This is a genomic window from Pullulanibacillus sp. KACC 23026 (assembly GCF_029094525.1).
In the GTDB taxonomy this organism is placed as follows: domain Bacteria; phylum Bacillota; class Bacilli; order Bacillales; family Sporolactobacillaceae; genus KACC-23026.
On record NZ_CP119107.1, the window covers coordinates 4,325,996 to 4,347,027 of the forward strand.

Below are 21,032 nucleotides of genomic sequence, written 5' to 3' on the forward strand. Positions count from 1 at the left end.
TGCGTCGACCTTCTTGGATTTCTTGCTGACCTTCTCGGATTGGACCCTCTTGACCGGGAGCGGCGCTGGACCTTCTTGGATTTTTGGGCAACCTTCTAGGATTTTGCGCCGACCTTCTTGGATTTTTTACTGACCTTCTCGGATTGGGCTCTCTTAACCGGGGCTAGTGCTAGACCTTCTTGGATTTTTGGGCGAGCTTCTATGATTTTTTGGCAACCTTCTTGGATTTTGCGCCGACCTTCTCGGATTTTTTGCTGACCTTCTCGGATTGGGCCCTCTTGGCCGGGGCCAGCACTGGACCTTCTGCGATTTTTGACTGACCTTCTAGGATTTTTTGTCGACCTTCTTGGATTTTGCGCCGACCTTCTAGGATTTTTTGCTGACCTTCTCGGATTGGGCCCTCTTGAACGGGGCCAGCGCTGGACCTTCTTGGATTTTTGGGCGAGCTTCTATGATTTTTTGTCAACCTTCTTGGATTTTGCGCCGACCTTCTCGGATTTTTTGCTGACCTTCTCGGATTGGGCCCTCTTAACCGGGGCTAGTGCTGGACCTTCTTGGATTTTTGACAAACCTTCTTGGATTTTTTGTCGACCTTCTTGGATTTTTTGCTGACCTTCTCGGATTGGGCCCTCTTAGCCGGGGCTAGTGCTGGACCTTCTTGGATTTTTGGGCGAGGTTCTATGATTTTTTGTCAACCTTCTGGGATTTTGCGTCGACCTTCTCGGATTGGGCCCTCTTAGCCGGGGCTAGTGCTGGACCTTCTTGGATTTTTGGGCGAGCTTCTAGGATTTTTTGTCAACCTTCTTGGATTTTGCGTCGACCTTCTTGGATTTTTTGCTGACCTTCTCGGATTGGGCCCTCTTAGCCGGGGCTAGCGCTGGACCTTCTTGGATTTTTGGGCGAGCTTCTAGGATTTTTTGTCGACCTTCTAGGATTTTGCGCCGACCTTCTCGGATTTTTTGCTGACCTTCTCGGATTGGGCCCTCTTAACCGGGGCCTGCGCTGGACCTTCTTGGATTTTTGGGCGAGCTTCTATGATTTTTTGTCAACCTTCTTGGATTTTGTGTCGACCTTCTCGGATTTTTTGCTGACCTTCTCAGATTGGGCCCTCTTGGCCGGGGCCAGCGCTGGACCTTCTTGGATTTTTTGGGCGAGCTTCTATGATTTTTTGTCAACCTTCTTGGATTTTGCGCCGACCTTCTCGGATTTTTTGCTGACCTTCTCGGATTGGGCCCTCTTGGCCGGGGCCAGCACTGGACCTTCTGCGATTTTTGACTGACCTTCTAGGATTTTTTGTCGACCTTCTTGGATTTTGCGCCGACCTTCTTGGATTTTTTGCTGACCTTCTCAGATTGGGCCCTCTTAACCGGGGTCAGTGCTGACCTTCTCGGATTGGGCCCTCTTGGCCGGGGCCAGCGCTGGCAAAGTTCTTGGATTTTGCGCTCAAGTCACGCCTGTCGAGTGTCTTTTCAGCTATCAAAAAAGATCCAGTGATTCGATTCGCTTAACGGCTTCTACTAACCGTTCTGAATGGGTTAAAAGCCCCACTCGAACATAGCCTTCTCCGAAATTTCCAAAGCCTATGCCCGGAGCAACCACTACTTGCACTTTTTCAAGTAAAAGATCAGCAAAGCTCTCAGACGAGTAACCATCCGGTACGGGCAGCCACGCAAAAAAGGAGCCTTTCGGTGATTTCACCTTCCAGCCAATCTCATGACAGGCATTTATAAAATCGTTTCTCCGTTCTTCATAGATTTCCCGAAGCTCATCCACACACTCTTGTGGTCCTGTGAGCGCAACGGCCGCCGCCTCTTGAACCGCTCCAAATAAACTCACATAATAGTGATCTTGAATGAGGTTCAATGCTTGGATAACACTTGGATTCCCTACCGCAAACGCAATGCGCCAGCCTGCCATGTTATACGTTTTAGATAAGGTATAGAACTCCACGCCGACTTCTTTGGCTCCTGGTAGTTGCATAAAACTAATGGGCTTCTCCCCATCAAAACCAATGGCTCCATAAGCAAAATCGTGGACGACACATAGTTGTGCAGATTGGGCTCTTCTAATAACTTCTTCAAAAAAAGCCTTGTTTGCCACGCCTGCCGTTGGGTTATTGGGGTAATTAAGAAACATCAGCTTCGCTTGTTCCCAAATCTCATTTGGAATGGCATCTAAATCAGGTAAAAAGTCATTGTCTTCTCTGAGCGGCATCATGTGCATGGCCGCATCCGCTATAGCGATCCCCGACCAATAATCAGGATAGCCCGGGTCAGGAACTAATGCGATGTCTCCTTTGTTCAAAAGGACTTGACTGATCTCCACCAAGCCTGCCTTCGCCCCGAAGAGTATGGCCACCTCTTTTTCAGGATCGAGATCGACCTGATAATTTTTCTTATAAAAGGCAGCCACTGCTTCTTTTAAGAAGGAGAATCCTTGAAACGGCGAATATTTATGATACTGTGGATTCTCAGAAGCCCGCTTCAAGGCTTCCACAATATGAGGGGGTGTCGGCAAGTCGGGATTACCCTGGCCTAAGTTAATCACATCATACCCTTCATTTGCCTTCTTCGTTGCTTTTTGAACAAGGGAAGCAAAGAATTGCTCTGGCAGTCGCTTGAGTGCATCCGACATTTCAAATTGTCGCATAAAAGAACCTCCAATAAGGCATGTATTAAGAAAGATAGCATTGCACGTGCCGAAAAATAAATTCCTCTATCACTATTTTCACAATTTATTTATAGAAAAGTCAATTCTATTATTTTATTCTTGAAACCTATCGTTTAGAACCTTTTCGACTCAACTATCGGTTGTTTATAATGAAGATAAATTGATTAATAGTTTCAACGATTTGTATAATGCAGGTAGCGCTAAATGGGCAAGGCTCAACCCTTATAAAGGAGGCAGGACATGAACTTAAATATAGCTTTATTGCAAATGGAGATTAGTTTTGGTGATCCCCATGCCAACTATGAGAAAGCAGAGCGCCTTTTTGAAGAAGCGTGTAAAAAGCAGATCGACGTGATTGTGTTACCGGAACTATGGACAACAGGCTACGATCTTGAAAGACTTAAAACGATAGCCGATCCAAACGGGGAGCAAACGAAGACCTTTTTTTCCAGACTTGCCAAGAAGCATCAAGTGAATGTGATAGGCGGGTCTGTCGCGGTTGAGAAGGAGGATGGTATCTATAATACGCTCCTTGTGTTTAATAGAAATGGAGATTGCATCAAAGACTATGCGAAGGCACACCTCTTCCGTTTAATGCGTGAGGAAATGTTTTTATCGGCGGGAACAAGTGACGGCCTTTTTGAGCTTGAGCAGCTTCCATTTGCTGGCTTTATCTGCTATGACATCCGTTTTCCTGAGTGGATACGCGCCCATATCCTTCAAGGTGCAGGTATCATCGTAGTTCCGGCCGAATGGCCAGCTCCACGTATTGAGCATTGGCGAAACCTTCTTATCAGTCGGGCGATCGAAAATCAAAGCTTCGTCATGGCCTGTAACCGAGTCGGAAAAGATCCTGATAATGAATTTGGCGGGCACTCCCTCGTTATTAATCCATGGGGTGAGGTCCTAGCAGAGGCGGATGCAACTGAGCAAATTTTATATGCAAGCATCGACCCTGACGAACTCTCGATGATCCGCGAACGCATCCCCGTCTTTGAGGATCGCCGGCCAGAGCTATATAAAGCCTTGTTTGATAGCATCTCCTCAACTTAATTTGAATCGCAGAAAGCGGACGGATCCTCCGTTCGCTTTTTTTATTGGAGATGATTGGCCAATCTTAGACTGACCGAAAATAAAAACGATTGTCTTCTCGTTCAAAGCCTTTTTTCTCATATAAGCTTTGGGCAACTCTGTTATCCTCTGCCGTCTCAAGCAAAATACCTTTTGTACCCGTTTCTTTGGCGAATTCAATCACATGTGTGAGAAGCTCTTCACCAATACCATGCCCGCGGTCCTCTTTTTTGACATAAAGGTCATTTAGAATCCACGTTCTTTTCAGGCTGACTGATGAAAAAGCCGGGTAAGCTTGAGCAAAGCCAACTGCCTGCTCCCCTTGATAGGCTAAAAAGATCACAGATTCTTCCTTCTCTATTCTCTCTTTAAGAAATCGGCACGCCCCATCAAGGTCAGACTCCTGCTTATAGAAAATCCGGTATAAATTAAACAGGTCACTCGCTTCCATTAAATGGTCTAATGTCGCTTTAATAATTGGCATAGGGTCAATTCCTTTCAAGTTTACAAATAAGCCTTCCTTCCAAACGCATCTTTACCTTTGAAATGGGAAATTGGTCAAAATCCGCCAAAGAGGACTTGTGACTAGTTCACAAGCCCTCTATTCACTTTCAAAAACAATCTCCCCGGTTTCGGTTAAATTATAATCGCCTAAATACTGCAATTCATTTTTAAAGGCCGTTGACTGCAGGAGATTTTTCACTTGCTGGATGAGGGATTCATTCTCGTCATTTTTCAGAATGACGAGGTCGACATGCTCTTCAATGAGAGGGATAAATTCGATCCCTACTTGCTTGGCTGGCTTTTCAGAGCCGACCCCAACATCAGCATCGCCATTGGCAATAACAGCGGCCACTGCAAAATGACTCGTTTCCTCATGATCATATCCGCTTATCTTTTTTCCTAATAGCCCGTTCAAACGGAGCTGTTCATCAAGGAGCACCCGTGCGCCTGAGCCCTTTTCCCGATTAATAAGAGTCACTTGATCCCGGCCCAAGTCCTTCCAATCCTTGATCTTTAAGGGATTGCCCTTTTGGACATAAAGGCCCGCTTTCCTTTTTAAAAAATGAATAACCAAGTAACGATAACCTGAAAGAAGCTTCTTAATGTACGGAAGATTATAGGTTTTCGAATCCCCGTCGTATAAATGCGTACTGACAATATCCGCCTCACCTCTAAATAGCTCAATAAGGCTCTCCATGCTCCCTTTATTAGAGCGAAGTGTACGAATACCGCTAAGCTGCTTTTCCAAATGCTTTCCCATTACGTCTAACGAGACATCCTGACCCGTAATAATAATAGGGCGATTAGCTTGCGGGTGTGACCACATCCCTAGTGAATTCTTCCTAATAGAGGCAAGTCCTTCATTCTTAGCAGGGTGTGAACGGTCTTCTTGGTTCACTTCTGAAGTCACGATCTGCTTCGCTTTTGATTTATACACGTCAAAATCCTTCACATCGATCCGCATCTGACGCCCAACCCGATAAGCAGGAAGCTCTCCTTTTTTTATCAAATCATAGACCGTAAGCTTAGAAACCTTTAATAAGTTCGCAATGTCCTCTGTTGTATAAGAAGGCTCCATCACCATGACCCTCCCTCCTTTCACTTTTTAAAACAAAATAGATATAACTTGTTATAACTAAATATAATTAGATATAATTAATTATCATTTGTTAAGGAGTGTTATAATGTTTTTGAAAAAATGGCCTTTTTTATTAGTTATGTTAGTGTTAACCTGTGTAATCGCATCTGGATGCGGAAAGGAACCGGTAAAGTCCTCTACTCCCAAAGCAACTAAAGGTGTTGAACTCACCATTTCCGCAGCAGCAAGTATGCAAGATGCGTTGAATGAAGTTAAGGACGCTTATGAGAAAACATCCCCGAACAAGCTAGTGATTAATTTCGGTTCATCAGGCACCCTTGAAACACAAATTGAGCAAGGTGCTCCCGTTGATCTCTTTCTCTCAGCAGCGGAAGATAATATGAAAGCTTTATCTGATAAGGGTCTCATTGATCCAACCCATGAAACAGACCTTTTAAAAAATGATCTTGTCCTCATTGTACCAAAAACATCATCACTCAGTATCAAGTCATTGGATGATTTAAAATCAGATTCAGTCAAGAAAGTGGGAATTGGCATACCTGATTCCGTTCCGGCCGGTGCCTACGCGAAAGAAGCCTTAACTAACACAAAAGATTGGGACGCGGTGCAGCCTAAGCTTGTCCAAGGAAAAGATGTTCGCCAAGTCTTGGATTATGTAGAAACTGGAAATGTAGAAGCAGGAATCGTCTATCGGACGGATGCTCTCATCTCATCAAAAGTTAAAATTGCAGCTACGATTCCAGATTCAGAGCACTCTCCAATCGTCTATCCAGTCGGTATTATCAAAGATTCGAAGCACGCTAAAGCCGCACAGGATTTCTATAAGTTCCTGCAAACCGATCAGGCAGGGAAGATCTTTGAGAAGTACGGATTTAAATTAGCGAAAGCGAAGTAAGCTCATGAATGAAACCATTTTCGACCCAATACGGCTTTCAATTGAAGTCTCATTAACTGCAGAAGTGTTCATTGTTTGCCTCGGCCTTTGGATCGGACAATGGATTGCCCGTTCGCGAAAATCCGTCCGCAATGTCATCGTTGAAACGGTGTTAATGCTCCCACTTGTCCTCCCCCCAACCGTTGTCGGATTTATCTTAATCATCGTCTTCGGGAAAAATAGTCCTATTGGTCAAGTGATTGAATGGGTGTTTCATCAGCCGATTATCTTTACATTTTGGGCGGCTGTCATCGCGGCAACCGTTGTCGCTTTCCCTTTAATGCTTCAATCCGTAAAAACGGGGATTGAAGGCATTGATCAAGACATTGAGGATGCAGCGCGAATGGATGGAGCCAACGAATGGAAGCTGTTTATATTTGTGACCATTCCGCTTGCCTCAAGGGCTATTGTAACGGGTGCCATATTAGGGTTTGCTCGGGCTCTAGGCGAGTTCGGTGCCACCTTAATGTTCGCAGGGAATATTCCCACCAAAACGCAGACCATACCTACTGCCATCTATGTCGCCATCGACACAGGACACATGAGTATTGCCTGGATTCTTGTCATCACCACCGTTATCATTTCGTTTATTATGCTACTGGTCACATACGTGTTAAGGTAAGCTTTGTTAAGGCTGTTACGGACACTCAGTCCGTTACAGCCCCTTTTTTGCTGTTTTTCCTATTGTAATGAACACCCAGTCCGTTACCGACACATTTCCTGCCCGTTCACCCCCATTTTCCCCTTCTAATGGACTCATTGTCCGTCCCCCCCAAGAAAGGCACTAACAAGAAAAAAACCGGCCAGCAAGCTCCACTCGGAGCCTCACTGGCCGGTTTTTGTATTATAGCTTTTCGACTGCTTCTAAAATAATTTTATTGACCATTGGCGGGTTGGCCTGGCCTTTACTTGCCTTCATCACTTGGCCGACTAAGAAGCCAAGGGCGCGGTCCTTACCATTTTTGTAATCAATAAGAGATTGCTTGTTTGCTTCGAGAATTGGCGTAATAAGATCTCGTAAAGCACCTTCGTCAGAGATTTGAACAAGGCCTTTTTCTTTGACGATTGTCTCAGGATCGCCGCCTTTAGAAACAAGTTCATTGAAGACCTTCTTCGCAATCTTGGATGAAATAGTCCCTTTTTCAATCAACTGAATCATTTTCGCAAGAGCTTCAGGAGTCAATGGCACCTCAGACAACTCTAGATTCTTAGAGTTCAGATAGGCCATCACTTCACCCATCAACCAGTTGGCCGCTTGTTTTGCCTCTCCTCCAGCTGCAAGAGTGGCTTCGAAAAAGTCAGCGGTAAGAATCGACTGAGTAAGCACACGGGCATCATAGTCTGACAAGCCAAACTCTTGAACATAACGGGCTCGACGTGCATCCGGAAGCTCAGGAATCTCACCGCGAACCTTTTCCTTCCAAGCGTCATCGATGTAAAGGTCCACTAAGTCAGGTTCTGGGAAATAGCGATAATCATCTGAACCTTCTTTTACACGCATTAAAATGGTGGTTTTAGAGGCTTCGTCAAATCGGCGTGTTTCTTGCTCAATGACGCCACCTGATAACAAGACCTTTTCTTGGCGAACTTGCTCAAACTCTAAGCCTTTTTGTACAAAACTGAATGAGTTTAAGTTCTTGAGCTCTGCCTTTGTACCAAACTTGTCCTGGCCATAAGGACGAAGGGAAATATTCGCATCACAGCGGAGTGAGCCCTCCTCCATCTTACAATCGGAAACACCCGTATATTGCATGATCGCTTTCAGCTTCTCAAGGTAGGCATAAGCCTCCTCAGGTGTCCGCATATCAGGTTCTGAAACAATCTCAATAAGCGGCGTTCCAACACGGTTAAAGTCAACAAGTGAGCCGCCTTCAACGTGTGTCAGCTTACCGGCATCCTCTTCAAGATGAAGACGCGTTATGCCAATGCGCTTTGTTTTACCATTTACTTCAATATCAATATAGCCGTGTTCCCCAATTGGTTTATCAAATTGAGAGATTTGATAAGCCTTTGGATTGTCCGGGTAAAAATAGTTTTTACGGTCAAATTTTGTATCTGTCGCTACTTGACAGTTCAATGCCATCGCAGCACGCATAGCGAATTCCACAGCTTGTTTATTTAAAACAGGAAGCACACCAGGATGCCCCAAGCAAATAGGACAAGTATGGGTATTAGGCGGTGCCCCAAATTCAGTAGAACAGCCGCAGAAAATTTTCGAATTTGTCTTTAACTCCACGTGCACTTCAAGTCCAATTATCGTTTCAAAATTCATTAGCCCTTCACCCCTTCAAGTTCCGGTACGAGCTTCCATCCGGCGGCTTGTTCGTAGGCATGTGCCACACGATAAATGGTTGCTTCATCAAAGGCTTTCCCAATGATTTGAAGGCCGGCAGGAAGTCCGTTCACAAGGCCGCACGGTACACTGATTGCCGGAACACCAGAGAGATTCATTGGAATCGTCAAGATATCATTGGCATACATTGTAAGCGGATCACTGATATTCTCACCAATTTTAAAGGCAGGAGTTGGTGTTGTTGGTCCAATAATAACATCATAGTTATCAAACACTTTTTCAAAATCTTGCTTGATCAAGGTCCGAACACGCTGTGCTTTTTTATAGTAAGCATCATAATAGCCGGAGCTTAACGCATAGGTACCAAGCATGATCCGTCGCTTCACTTCAGTTCCGAAGCCCTTGCTTCGCGTTTCTTTGTACATGTCAAGCAGGTTCTCCGCTTCAGCACGAACGCCGTAGCGCACACCGTCAAAACGAGCTAAGTTGGCTGACGCTTCAGATGAGGCTAATAGATAGTAAGTTGCAACGGCATATTTCGAATGTGGAAGAGACACTTCCTCCCAAGTTGCACCTAATTTTTCAAGCTCGGATAAGGCTTTAAGGACGGATTCACGGATGCCGGGATCGATCCCCTCACCAATGTATTCTTTTGGAACCGCGATTCTTAAGCCTTTTACGTCACCCGTTAGTCCTTTTGTAAAATCAGGAACGTCCACATTGGCAGAGGTTGAGTCATAAGGGTCAACACCAGCAATAATGTTCAACAAGTGAGCGTTGTCCTCTACATTTCGAGTAAGAGGGCCAATCACATCAAGCGATGAAGCAAATGCGACAAGACCAAAACGAGACACTCGACCATAGGTTGGCTTTATACCGACAACACCGCAGAAGGCTGCTGGCTGACGAATTGAACCACCCGTATCTGATCCTAGAGTAAAGGGAACCATTCCGGCTGCAACAGCCGCTGCTGAACCGCCGCTTGATCCTCCTGGTACACGTTCAAGATCCCATGGATTGCGTGTCGTATAAAAACTTGAGTTTTCATTGGATGATCCCATTGCAAACTCGTCCATGTTCAGTTTCCCAATAACTACCCCATCTTCACCCAAAATGCGATCCACAACCGTTGCATCATGAAGGGGCTCAAAATTAGCCAAAAGCTGACTGGCACAGGTTGTCCGAAGTCCTTTTGTCACAATATTATCCTTAATCCCAATCGGAAGACCGAATAAGGCTTTGTTTGTTTCGCCCTTAGCGTCAAGCTCTGTAGCCCGCAAACGCGCGGCTTCTTCATTTAACGTTAAAAAGGCTTTGACTTTATCCTCAACAGCGGCAATGCGCTTGTAGCTTTCATCAACGACTTCGCTTGAGGAAAGGTCTTTATTATGTAATCGATCAAGCAGTTGTTTTGCGCCTTCATCAAATAACGACATGCCTGTCCCTCCTTTATTTAATCTTCAAAGACTTTCGGTACTTTAACTTGTCCATTTTCTTGTTGAGGAGCATTTTTCAAAGCTTCCTCACGCGTCAGCCAATCGCGGGCGTGATCCTCACGAAGCACATTTTTCATATCCAAGACATGTGTCGTCTCTTGAACATGATCCGTATCTAATTCATTTAACTGCTCTGCAAATTGAATGATATTCCCAAGATCCTTCGTAAATTGCTCTGCCTCTTCATCACTAAATGTAAGACGGGCCAAGTGAGCAACATGCAAGACATCCTCTTTCGAAATCCCTGCCAAAACCTTCACCTCCGGATTAAATACAATAACTTGATGATACCAAAAACCTTATAGATTCGGCAACAAACAGCCTTTAAATAAAAGTCTTAAGCATTTACAATAAAACAGACAGAATACAGTTTAGTCGATAAACCAATGTTTCAAACCCTTTGCTGAATCGCTTTCTAATCCGTTGCCTTTTCCACAAAAACGAACCTTGTGAAACATCAAGGTCCGTCCGTTTAAAATCAATTTGGTTGTTAGCCACGTTTTTCTTTCATTAATTGCTTGAATACATCCTTCATAAAACTGTCTAATGGATGAGAGGGGCCGTTAAATCCTCTTAGCAAATGGTCAAAGGGGCCTGGTGTCGTTTGAGCGGCACTCTCCAAACGTTTAAGGGTCAAATCAATCGCCCCTCTTTTGCGCGCTGCTTTCTTTGGCTCTACCAAATGGCGAAGTGCTTTTTCAGTCTGAAAGGCCCAATGAAGGACAACACAAACACTATGTTCACAAACGTCTGTATCCTCCGAACAAGTGCAGTGGCAAAAGAGCTTCTTCGGATCCGGTAACCCTAATTCAGTCAAATCATCTTTCTCATAGTAGATCGATACTTTACTAACCTGAGTATCGTTTACCATTGCTTCTACCTCGGAACCGCCTTCTTGAAAGCCAAATAATCGATGGTTCTGAAAAAGCTGCTGTCCTTTAGCGAGGTCGATCGAATCCACTCGGTCAAAAAAGGAAGATAACCATTTTTCTAGCCCCGTGCCCTTTCCGCTCATCTATGTCCCTCCTCTCATGATGCCAATTCAGCTAGCCGCGCAGCACTTTATTTCGAAGGCGAACTAGCTCGTAAACTTCTTCATCGTTTAATTCCGTCACCCAGCTATCGCCACGGCCGAGAATCTGGTCGCTGAGGGATTTTTTCTTCTCTAGAAGATCATCAATTTGCATTTCAAGCGTACCTTCGCAAATTAATTTGTACACATGGACATTTTCAGTTTGCCCGATACGGTAAGAACGGTCGGTGGCCTGATTCTCAACCGCTGGGTTCCACCAACGATCATAATGAACAACGTGGTTCGCTGCCGTTAAATTGAGCCCAAATCCCCCGGCTTTCAGGGACAAAATAAAGATCGCCGGACCATTTTTCGTTGATTGAAAGCGATGGATCATAGCCTCGCGCCGCTTGACGTCAACGCCTCCATACAAGAATGAGATGGGGACTTCAGGGAAATGCTGACTCAATTCCGCCTCAAGCAAATGCCCCATTTTAACGTATTGAGTAAAAATTAAGATGCTTTCTTGGCGCTTTAATATATCAGGAAGCAATTGAAATAAAGCATCCAGCTTCCCTGAGTGTCCTCTCTGTTCAATTTCCTTCGTGATAAGGTCAGGATGATTACAGACCTGCTTCAAACGAGTCAAAGTTGATAAAATCAAGCCACGGCGCTCCATTCCATGAACCGTTTTAACCCGTTCCATTAAGCGATCAACGACGGATTGATAAAGCGAGGCTTGAGCTTCTGTAAGATGACAATAAATATTTTCTTCTCTTTTACCCGGAAGGTCCTGAATGACGGTTTTATCCGTTTTTTCTCTTCTTAATAAAAATGGGTGAATCAAACGCTTAAGAAGAGTGGAGCGATCGTTATCTTTTCTTTTTTCTATTGGATTAATAAAGCCTCTGCGAAAACCCGCCAAAGAACCTAAATAGCCTGGATTTATGAAATCCATAATCGACCAAAGCTCTTCCAAGCGATTCTCGATCGGTGTCCCTGTTAAAGCAAGCTTATGATGAGCCCTATATTGTTTCAGGACACGGCTTTTCTGAGAAGCTGGGTTTTTGATCGCCTGAGCCTCGTCTAAAATAATTGCCGACCATTCACGGGCCCCTAATGAGTCGACATCTTTTACAGATAATGTATAACTTGTAATCACCACATCAATTTGGTCAAGCTCTGTGATAAGATCTGCCTCATTATGCCGGTTCCCGCCGTGGTGAAGCAATGTCTGAAGCTGCGGTGCAAATTGCTTGAGCTCTCTTCGCCAATTCCCCATCACTGAAGTCGGACACACAATCAAAGCTGGCAAAGACACTTTTTCTTCCTTTAACTTTGATAAATAAGCAATGGTTTGAATGGTCTTTCCAAGTCCCATATCGTCAGCCAAGCATCCCCCGACTCCTTTGGTTCTTAGATTCCATAGCCATGCATAGCCCTTTTTCTGATAAGGACGAAGCTCCCCTTGCAAACCTTTCGGAAGCGCAGGCACCACCTCGTTCGTAGAGAGGAGACGTTCTAGATATTGTTGAAGCAAGTGATCGACATTGAAATGAACTGTGCGATCCTTGTCTTGTTCCTCAGCCAGTGAAAAGCGCAGAAGGTCTGAAACTTTTCCTCTATCCTTTATATCGACACCGTTATTAGTAAGTTGCTGGTAGACCGATGACAATTTCGCAAGGGGAATATTCACCCACTGGCCGCGATAATTAATAATCTGTCTATGCTCTTTAACCAGTTGTTGAAATACTTCTTTTGGCAGTTGCAAATCCCCTATTGATAATTCCCATTTGAAATTCACAATAGCGTCTAATGAAAAAAAGGAAGAGGCAGAGTGGACTTCCGCATTTAGAGACACATCACTTTCAGAGTAATCCTGCCACTGAAACCAATCCGGAAAACGCAATCGGACCCCATGCTTTCTCAATAGATCCGTTTTGGCAAGCATTTGGTCGATCCAGCTTGACGGCAGAGTCCATTCTGATTCGGTCCATTCACCCGGTAAAGCTAAATCCTCAAAGAGTAATTTTCGGAAAGCTTCCACCCACTTGACGGAGTTGGAATGATTGGTACTTACCTCTTCTAGGGTAAAAATTTCTGATGGCAGAAATTGAAAAGCCGTTTCCTCATCCGAGAAGGGTCTCTCCTCCTCTTCAAAAAAGGAAGAGTCATTAAAACGGTTTAAATAAACCAATTGCTTTCCTTCAACGCCAATAGACACTTCCCATTCCGATTCATACCCAAATGGATCATCAGGTTGAAGGGGATTAAGATCTAACTCTACAGCTTCAGGTTTAATATAAGGAGGCAAATACATCTCTTGAGAAGCCTCATAAAGCTTAACCGCATCAGACCCGGATGCTGATTTGGCATCAATCGAAAGGTATTGTTGTAAAGAGCGATAAACCTCTTTCTTGTGAGGCGATAAAATGCGATCAAATGGCAGCGCCGTATCCGTTAACAGTCCATCGACCCAATGCTGTCCAATCGGGAAGGCATTCGTGACTCGTTTTAACGTAGAAGGCTCGATTAACCCATTCATCTTATTCCTTAATATTTGGTCATTCCATTCATCCAACAATAGGTCTAACCATTGACGGACATGAAAATGTGCCAAACGCTTAGGCGAGAGAGCGGCTCTCGGAATCGTATGCAGCCACTGTTTCACAACGCCTGACACTTCAAGCGGTTTTCTATTTAAAAACCAGCGGGCCTGCGGATAAAGAACGCCTTTAATTTCAGGAAGTGCAAGACCTGGGTAAAAGTGGTAATGCTGATGAAGCAAGTCTAGCCCTTTCGCCACTCTTCCAAAATAGCGAAAGGTTTCGCCATATCTAAATTGAGGATCGGGCGGATCCACAAAACTGTCTGTTACGAAAAACTCAAAAAAACTAATTATAGGAAACAATAAGCCTTGAGTTTCAAGCTCATCATCATCGCTTTCAAAAGTCAGTCTTTGACTGCGATACCCATACTTCTGATAAATATATCGCCATTCAGGCCGTGATAAGAGCTCTGTATGAAGCTGTTCATTCAACCGCTTGTACGGAAGCCCATCCTCATCTGAAAGCCATACAAAAAACGCATAGGTCCACTCTGGATCTGGTAAAAACGTCACATTCAAATAGCGCAAACCGTCTTACACCTTCTCGCTGTTTAAGACTTCTAAATTCTAATATAACACGGAACGATTGCTTTAGGATAGGTCCGAAGCACTTCCCCAATTAAGATAAGCCACGGTAAAAATTTTAGCGTAACGACAATTCCTTATTCGCTCATTTGGAGGCTGATTTCAAGATTGGCGGTAACCACGATTCGCTATTTACTCGGATCAGGCGCCTTTCGCTCTGTTTTTTTGAGTAATAACGTATTCTCGTTACGCCTAATTACTCAAAAGGCCCATTGGAAGACAGATAGCGAATCCTTGTTACGCCTAACTTTTAGTGTAACGTCGTCCCGCTATCCGCTCGGAACAGTGCTTCTTTTGCACTTTGGACCTATCTCCCACCACACCTCTGTTCGCACAGAGTGAGTGGCAAGGCTTCTTATTTCGGATAGCCCAAGCCTTCACGTTTTAGACAGTTTTTATTCAATTTATGGGTTCAAGCCTTGTGTGGCTTTAATTTTTACCCATCACATAATAAAAAAGGAGCTCCCCTTAAAGCAAGAGGGGAACTCCTTTTTGTTATTTACTATACATGGAATAAACCTGAACAAATGGCTGATCCATTCCTGGGCGCTGTACGATCACCGCTTCAGGCTGACTCACTGAATTGATATCGACTTCCACAGGGATGTCTTGTGAGAAAGGAAACTTGTCTTTAATCAGCATAGCAACATAGTTCGCAAAAGAGACCGTTTCGGTTTTATCATAAAACCGCTCGTTAATCGTGACGGTCAATTGCGAAAGATTCCCATTCTTATAAAATCCTTTTCCGATTACACCTATCGAATTCGGGAAGTAGCTTTGGACATCATCTGAGAACTTATTGAACTTGTCACTATCTCCGCGATTCGCATTTGTGGCAGCCGATGACGGGAATAAGAGAACCTGTTCTTTGACATTCGTCCATTTGGAAATGGATGAACTACCTGCTGGGACAGTTGTCTTAGCAAAATAATGTCCCGGGACAAATGAGTTAGGCTCTGATTCTAAATACAACCCAATAAAGATGGGAACCTGACCCAGTCCTTTAATTCCACGGACTTTTTGCAAAATCTTTGTAGCATCCGCTTTGGCTTCAGCCATTGATTTTTTCGTATCTAAAGTGACGTCAACAGGGTAAGTCTTCCCATTGGATTTGTTATACAAATTTTCACTATAGACCGAATTGACCGAAATTCCAAGAGAAATTCCCGACAATTGATAACTATTCCCATTCTTGGTCAAGTAATCTTGTTCTAAAATATAGCTCAAGTATTTCGGTGAATTAGCCGCCTTCTCACCTAGATCCTTTCCTTTGCCAAGGGGCGGGTTAAGCCCGTCTGGATGCGTACCATCTTTGCGGGATAATAAAGAGTCTATAAATGACGTTGACAGATAGCGCCCCTCCTGAAAATAATAGCGGGACGGATCAAATGGTGACTTAGATAAATCTTGAAGCTGCGTCTCGATTTCATCCACATCTACTCGATTAGACACACCGTACAGGATATAGCCTCTCGTATCGCTTGCCGTTTTAGGACGAATTGTTTGGTAATCTTTTTCAGAGGTCTGACTCTGAGGAATAACCGTTAATTGTTGATTTTCTTTTGGGCTATTTTTAATGACCGTTTGTTTTTTGGAGTTGTCTGCCTTTTTATTAAACCAAGAACAGGCAGTTGTGCTCATTAGTAATAAAGTACAAAGGCCAAAAAACAGGATCGGTTTTAAAAAAGCGGTTCGTTTATTACTTCTTCTGCCTGACTTCTGGGTTAATTTATCAGTTAGTTGTTGATTGTTCACATCAAAGCCTCCATTAACTGCGCCTCGGTCCAAATTTCAATACCTAAACTCTCAGCCTTCGTAAGCTTTGAGCCTGCTTCTTCACCAGCAATCACTAAATCGGTTTTCTTGCTGACACTTGAGGTTACCTTACCCCCAAGGCGGCCTATTGCCTCTTCTGCCTCTTTACGAGAAAGCTGCTCAAGCTTGCCGGTTAGCACGACCGTTTTATTAAGGAAAGGGGAGTCCTCAATCAACGTGGCATCAACCGCCTGTCCCTTATAGACCATATTGACTCCCAATTCCTTCAATTCCCCAAGCAAGTCTTGAACCTCATCACTTTTAAAATAGGTGACAAGCGAGTCCGCCATCTTCTCACCAATCTCTTCAACCTCAAGAAGGGCTTCTTCAGAGGCTTCTGCCAAGGCGTCCATTGAACCAAAATGGGCAGCGAGGGTTCGAGCCGCTTTTTCCCCAACAAAACGGATACCCAATCCCACTAATAAACGTTCAAGGGAATTTTCTTTGGAAGCCTGAATAGCTTCCAGTAGGTTGTTAACCGATTTCTCACCCATTCTTTCAAGCTGAATGAGTTGATCAAAGGTGAGTTTATAGAGATCGGCGACATCTTCTATTAAATTATTTTCAAACAAGGCGGTTATCACTTTCTCACCTAATCCGTCTATATTCATAGCGTTTCGCGAGACAAAATGAATCAAGCCTTCTCGTATTTGAGCGGGGCATTTTGGGTTGAGACATCTTAATGCCACTTCCCCTTCAATCCGAACAAGCTTACTGCCGCATTCCGGACATGTTTCAGGCATGGAAAAAGGCGCTTCATTTCCTGTTCGTCGATCAGTCAATACATTTACGACTTCAGGGATGATGTCACCCGCCTTTTTGATGACCACTGAATCGCCAATCCGTATATCCTTTTCACGAATTAAATCCTCGTTGTGAAGCGAGGCGCGCTTGACGGTTGTACCGGCTACTTGAACAGGTGTCAAAACGGCCGTCGGTGTTACGACTCCCGTACGCCCCACATTCAGCTCAATGTCCTCAAGTACGGTCACCACTTCTTCAGCTGGAAATTTGTAGGCAATCGCCCAGCGCGGACTTTTTGCCGTAAATCCAAGCTCCTGCTGTTGATGCAGATCATCCACTTTTATTACAATTCCATCAATTTCATAAGGGAGATTTGGTCGCCCGACTGTCCACTTTTCAATAAATGCCATCACTTCCTCAACCGACTCGCACCGTTCCCATTCAGGATTCGTTCGCAGGCCAATAGATTGCATCCATTTAAGCCCCTCACTATGCGCTTCAATGTGCTGAGGATACCCCTCCCCTAATGCATATAAAAAGATATCGAGATTCCGACTCGCTGTAATCCGCGGATCTAATTGTCTCAAGGAACCTGCTGCTGCATTCCGAGGGTTAGCAAAAAGGGCCTCCCCATTTTCCTCGCGCTGTTCATTAAGAGAAACGAAAGAGCGCTTTGGCATGTAGGCTTCACCACGTACCTCAACCGACACAGGTTCTTTTAAGACCAAGGGGATAGAGCGAATGGTTTTTAAATTCGTCGTAATATCTTCACCTGTCGTGCCATCTCCCCTTGTTGCTCCAAGAACAAATTGGCCATTCTCGTAGGTTAGCGATACGGCCAGCCCGTCAATTTTCAATTCACAGACATAAGCCACACGTTCTCCAACCGCTTGGCGGACTCGGCGGTCAAATTCACGCAGATCCTGTTCATTGAAGGCATTGCCAAGGCTCAGCATAGGAGAACGATGCACGACTTTACTGAAGCCTTTAAGGGGTTCCCCACCTACTCGCTGGGTGGGTGAATCCGGTGTGATCCATTCAGGGTGCTCGGATTCAAGCTGGATCAATTCATTCAAGAGCCGGTCATACTCCGAATCGGGTACGCTTGGCTGATCCAGCACATAGTATTCATAAGCATATTGATTAAGCGTCTTTTTTAGAGCCTCTAACCGTTCATTCACATTATCCAAAAGGAATCCGCTCCTCTTACACTTTTTCAATAGGTGCAAAGGTCGCAAGCAGGCGCTTAAGACCTATTGGTTTTGGGAAGGCAATATCAAGTTCGATGCCCTCCGCTTCGCCCTTTAGACTCACAACTGTGCCAATCCCCCACTTTTTGTGGCTCACTTTATCACCTACGGACCAAGCTTGAGAAGGGTTGATGGTTTTCTTAGGAATAAAGGTTTGACGTTGAGAGGTGCCATGATTTGTTGTTGAACCGCGGCCGCCCCAAGGAACAGGCTTCATCTGGAGTCCATCATTTTCAATGAGTTCTTGTGGAATTTCCGCTATGAAACGTGAAACAGGATTCATATTGGTCTTACCAAAAAGTGTGCGCGATCTGGCATTCGTTAAGAACAACCGTTTTTCAGCCCGTGTTATTCCTACATAGGCTAGGCGCCGTTCTTCTTCCATTTCTTCTTCATCCATAATCGCTCGAATATGAGGGAAAATCCCTTCCTCCATTCCAGCCAAGAAGACAACCGGAAACTCAAGTCCTTTTGCTGCATGAAGCGTCATAAGCGTGACACCTTCTTGAGTCTTTTCACCTGTCTCTTCTTCTGCTCCATAATCGGCATCCAGAGCAAGCTCGGTCAAGAACGAAATAAGTGACTTATCCTCATGGTTCTTTTCAAAGTCTTGGGTAACAGATAAAAACTCTTCAAGGTTCTCAAGACGGCTTTCTGCTTCTAGTGTCTTTTCATCCTTAAGCGATTGTTTATAACCGGTCTTATCTAATACCTCTTCAACTAATTCTGTTACGGATAAATAATCCTGCATGGTACTCCAATTCAAAATTTGTTCAGCAAAATGAACTAGAGCCTGTGCCGCCTTCTTAGACACATTGGTCTCTTCGATTTCTTGAATTGCTTGTACCAAGGAGAGGTCGTGAGCCAGGGCATGTTCGGCAAGGCGGTCTAGTGAAGCGGCGCCAATCCCTCTCTTAGGAACATTAACAACACGAGCAAAACTGATGTCGTCATCCGGGTTCGCAATGAGTCGCAAATAGGCAAGGAGATCCTTAATTTCTTTACGTTCATAGAACTTTGTCCCTCCTACCATTCGATAGGGGATATTCGCTTTTACAAGCATCTCCTCGACCACACGAGACTGAGCATTTGTGCGATAGAGAATCGCCATATCCTTATGCTCGAGCCCTTCCTCTTGACGAATCTTATTGATTTGCCCAGTAATATATCGGGCTTCATCATGTTCATTATCCCCATGATAATAGGCAATGGCAGCCCCATCTTGATTCTCAGTCCACAATTTCTTAGGTCTTCGATTCGGGTTATTCTCAATAACATGATTCGCAGCCTCAAGAATTTTCTTAGTCGAGCGATAGTTCTGTTCAAGCAAAATCACTTTAGCATCGGGATAATCCTCTTCAAATGATAAAATGTTTTTAATATCTGCTCCGCGCCAACGGTAAATGGACTGATCGCTGTCACCTACAACACATAAATTACGAAGGCGAGCAGCCAAAAGTTTTACTAATGTATATTGTGCACGGTTGGTATCCTGATACTCATCCACATGAATGTACTGGAATTTCTTTTGATAAAATTGAAGCGCATCTGGCACCCGATTAAACAACTGAATGGTTGTCATAATTAAGTCATCAAAGTCGAGTGATTGATTCTTCCGCAGCCGCTTTTCGTATTCGAGGTAGGCGTCTCTTGCCACCTGGTCATATGGACCTGTCGCGTTTTTGGCAAATTCATCGGCAGTTATCAGTTCATTTTTTGCAGAACTGATCGTACCAAGGACACTCCTCGGCGTGAATTTCTTCACATCCACATTTTGGTCCTTCAAAATTTGCTTCATGACAGACAGTTGGTCCGTCCCATCCAATATTGAGAAATTACGGCTGATTCCGATGCGATCTGCATCTCGCCTTAAGATCCTCACGCACATTGAGTGAAAGGTCGAGACCCATAGATCATTTGCAAGCGGCCCGGTCAAAGCGATTAAGCGATTTTGCATTTCCTTAGCCGCTTTATTTGTAAAGGTGATGGCTAAGATGTTCCATGGTGCCACTTCTTTTTCAATTAATAAATAAGCAATGCGATGGGTAAGAACACGCGTCTTTCCGCTTCCGGCCCCCGCCATGAGAAGCAATGGGCCTTGGGTAGTCTTAACCGCTTCTTTTTGTGGTGGATTAAGTCCTTTAAATAAATCATTTGCCATTCCCTGCATGGCGTTCACACTCCTTCTGTTCGTTTCTTCACATCTTGAACGGCCTTAACCGTCTTAAGGGCCGCCTTTAAGTCCTCATAGATCAAATTCCCGACTATCACAACATCCGCCCAGTTTGCCATTTCCTCAGCCTGCTCTGAGCTTGAGATCCCGCCTCCGTAAAAAAGGGTTGCTTGTTTAAGCCTTTGTTTAACTTTTTTAACAAGTTCAGGACTGCCGTAGGTGCCGCTGTACTCCAAATAAAGGATGGGCAAATGAAACAATTGATCGGCAAGCTGCGCATAGGCCGCAACAGCCTCTCCATCAAGGGAAGTATCTGCCTTTGTCAACTCGGCAACCTTTGCTTTAGGATTGAGTACAATATAGCCTTCTGCTGCAATTTCTTCCCAATCTAAAGTATGACCGTACTCTTTAAGAGCAGATTGCTGATGACCGACTATCCATTTTGGGTCCTGTGCATTTAACACAGTTGGGACAAAATAGAAATCAAATCCAGGTGTCACGGCGTCCAGGTTAGATATTTCAAGGGCACAATCCACGGAATATTGGCGAATTCGGCTTAGTAAATGAAGCGTGTTGTCAAGCGTCACTCCATCAGTACCGCCAACTACTACCGCATCCGTACCCGATTCACAAATCTGTTCAAGAGCATCGTCACCTATAGGACGATTGGGGTCTAGTTTAAATACATGCCCCCATGATTTATATAAACTCATTTAGCTTGTCCTCTCAAATTACTCTGATAGGATTATAACATATTTCACTTCATCAAATCTTGCCG

17 protein-coding genes are annotated in these 21,032 nt (G+C 44.4%); 5 read left to right on the top strand and 12 right to left on the bottom strand.

What is annotated here, in order from left to right:
* The first annotated feature begins 895 nt into the window (after nt 1-895).
* Nucleotides 896-1,279 (top strand): hypothetical protein, encoded by a 384-nt coding sequence (locus PU629_RS20090; protein WP_275281794.1) that lies wholly within the window; start codon nt 896-898, stop codon nt 1,277-1,279.
* Nucleotides 1,280-1,476: 197 nt separating this feature from the next.
* Here PU629_RS20090 and PU629_RS20095 read toward each other — a convergent pair whose 3' ends face one another.
* Nucleotides 1,477-2,649, bottom strand: coding sequence for a pyridoxal phosphate-dependent aminotransferase (locus PU629_RS20095; protein ID WP_275281795.1), 1,173 nt, complete (start codon nt 2,647-2,649; stop codon nt 1,477-1,479).
* Nucleotides 2,650-2,910: 261 nt separating this feature from the next.
* On the opposite strand from PU629_RS20095, the gene PU629_RS20100 reads away from it, so the two are divergent.
* Nucleotides 2,911-3,723, top strand: coding sequence for a carbon-nitrogen family hydrolase (locus PU629_RS20100; RefSeq protein ID WP_275281796.1), 813 nt, complete (start codon nt 2,911-2,913; stop codon nt 3,721-3,723).
* 64 nt (nt 3,724-3,787) lie between these two features.
* Here the strand turns inward: PU629_RS20100 and PU629_RS20105 are convergent, their stop codons facing one another.
* Together PU629_RS20105 and PU629_RS20110 are read right to left on the bottom strand one after the other, a co-directional pair.
* Nucleotides 3,788-4,225: a GNAT family N-acetyltransferase gene (locus PU629_RS20105; RefSeq protein WP_275281797.1), complete on the bottom strand. Its 438-nt coding sequence runs from the start codon at nt 4,223-4,225 to the stop codon at nt 3,788-3,790.
* Nucleotides 4,226-4,342: 117 nt separating this feature from the next.
* A complete protein-coding gene (locus PU629_RS20110; RefSeq protein ID WP_275281798.1) occupies nt 4,343-5,329 on the bottom strand; it encodes a helix-turn-helix transcriptional regulator in 987 nt (328 codons plus the stop codon).
* Nucleotides 5,330-5,429: 100 nt separating this feature from the next.
* Here PU629_RS20110 and modA point away from each other — a divergent pair, with 100 nt between their 5' ends.
* Together modA and modB are read left to right on the top strand one after the other, a co-directional pair.
* On the top strand, nt 5,430-6,239 hold the full coding sequence (gene modA / locus PU629_RS20115; protein WP_275281799.1) for a molybdate ABC transporter substrate-binding protein: 810 nt from the start codon (nt 5,430-5,432) through the stop codon (nt 6,237-6,239).
* Nucleotides 6,240-6,243: 4 nt separating this feature from the next.
* Nucleotides 6,244-6,900, top strand: coding sequence for a molybdate ABC transporter permease subunit (modB, locus tag PU629_RS20120; RefSeq protein WP_275281800.1), 657 nt, complete (start codon nt 6,244-6,246; stop codon nt 6,898-6,900).
* 222 nt (nt 6,901-7,122) lie between these two features.
* On the opposite strand, the gene gatB is transcribed toward modB, so the two are convergent.
* The 5 genes from gatB to PU629_RS20145 form a co-directional block, all read right to left on the bottom strand.
* Nucleotides 7,123-8,550: an Asp-tRNA(Asn)/Glu-tRNA(Gln) amidotransferase subunit GatB gene (gatB, locus tag PU629_RS20125; protein ID WP_275281801.1), complete on the bottom strand. Its 1,428-nt coding sequence runs from the start codon at nt 8,548-8,550 to the stop codon at nt 7,123-7,125.
* On the bottom strand, nt 8,550-10,007 hold the full coding sequence (gene gatA, locus PU629_RS20130) for an Asp-tRNA(Asn)/Glu-tRNA(Gln) amidotransferase subunit GatA (RefSeq protein ID WP_275281802.1): 1,458 nt from the start codon (nt 10,005-10,007) through the stop codon (nt 8,550-8,552). The genes gatB and gatA overlap by 1 nt, the downstream gene beginning before the upstream one ends.
* Nucleotides 10,008-10,024: 17 nt before the next feature.
* Nucleotides 10,025-10,318, bottom strand: a complete 294-nt coding sequence (gene gatC / locus PU629_RS20135; RefSeq protein WP_275281803.1) for an Asp-tRNA(Asn)/Glu-tRNA(Gln) amidotransferase subunit GatC — start codon at nt 10,316-10,318, stop codon at nt 10,025-10,027.
* A gap of 239 nt (nt 10,319-10,557) precedes the next feature.
* Entirely contained in the window at nt 10,558-11,082 is a 525-nt protein-coding gene (locus PU629_RS20140; RefSeq protein ID WP_275281804.1) for a hypothetical protein, read from the bottom strand.
* 31 nt (nt 11,083-11,113) lie between these two features.
* Complete coding sequence (locus PU629_RS20145; RefSeq protein WP_275281805.1) at nt 11,114-14,215, bottom strand: DEAD/DEAH box helicase; 3,102 nt, start codon at nt 14,213-14,215, stop codon at nt 11,114-11,116.
* 165 nt (nt 14,216-14,380) lie between these two features.
* Between PU629_RS20145 and PU629_RS20150 the strand changes: the two genes are divergently transcribed.
* Nucleotides 14,381-14,614: a hypothetical protein gene (locus tag PU629_RS20150; RefSeq protein WP_275281806.1), complete on the top strand. Its 234-nt coding sequence runs from the start codon at nt 14,381-14,383 to the stop codon at nt 14,612-14,614.
* 153 nt (nt 14,615-14,767) lie between these two features.
* On the opposite strand, the gene PU629_RS20155 is transcribed toward PU629_RS20150, so the two are convergent.
* The 4 genes from PU629_RS20155 to pcrB are packed head-to-tail and all read right to left on the bottom strand — an operon-like array spanning nt 14,768 to nt 20,967.
* Nucleotides 14,768-16,027: a CamS family sex pheromone protein gene (locus tag PU629_RS20155; protein WP_275281807.1), complete on the bottom strand. Its 1,260-nt coding sequence runs from the start codon at nt 16,025-16,027 to the stop codon at nt 14,768-14,770.
* A complete protein-coding gene (gene ligA / locus PU629_RS20160) occupies nt 16,024-18,021 on the bottom strand; it encodes an NAD-dependent DNA ligase LigA (RefSeq protein WP_275281808.1) in 1,998 nt (665 codons plus the stop codon). The genes PU629_RS20155 and ligA overlap by 4 nt, the downstream gene beginning before the upstream one ends.
* Nucleotides 18,022-18,037: 16 nt before the next feature.
* On the bottom strand, nt 18,038-20,251 hold the full coding sequence (gene pcrA / locus PU629_RS20165) for a DNA helicase PcrA (RefSeq protein WP_275281809.1): 2,214 nt from the start codon (nt 20,249-20,251) through the stop codon (nt 18,038-18,040).
* 5 nt (nt 20,252-20,256) lie between these two features.
* Nucleotides 20,257-20,967, bottom strand: coding sequence for a heptaprenylglyceryl phosphate synthase (gene pcrB, locus PU629_RS20170; protein ID WP_275281810.1), 711 nt, complete (start codon nt 20,965-20,967; stop codon nt 20,257-20,259).
* Nucleotides 20,968-21,032 lie beyond the last annotated feature (65 nt).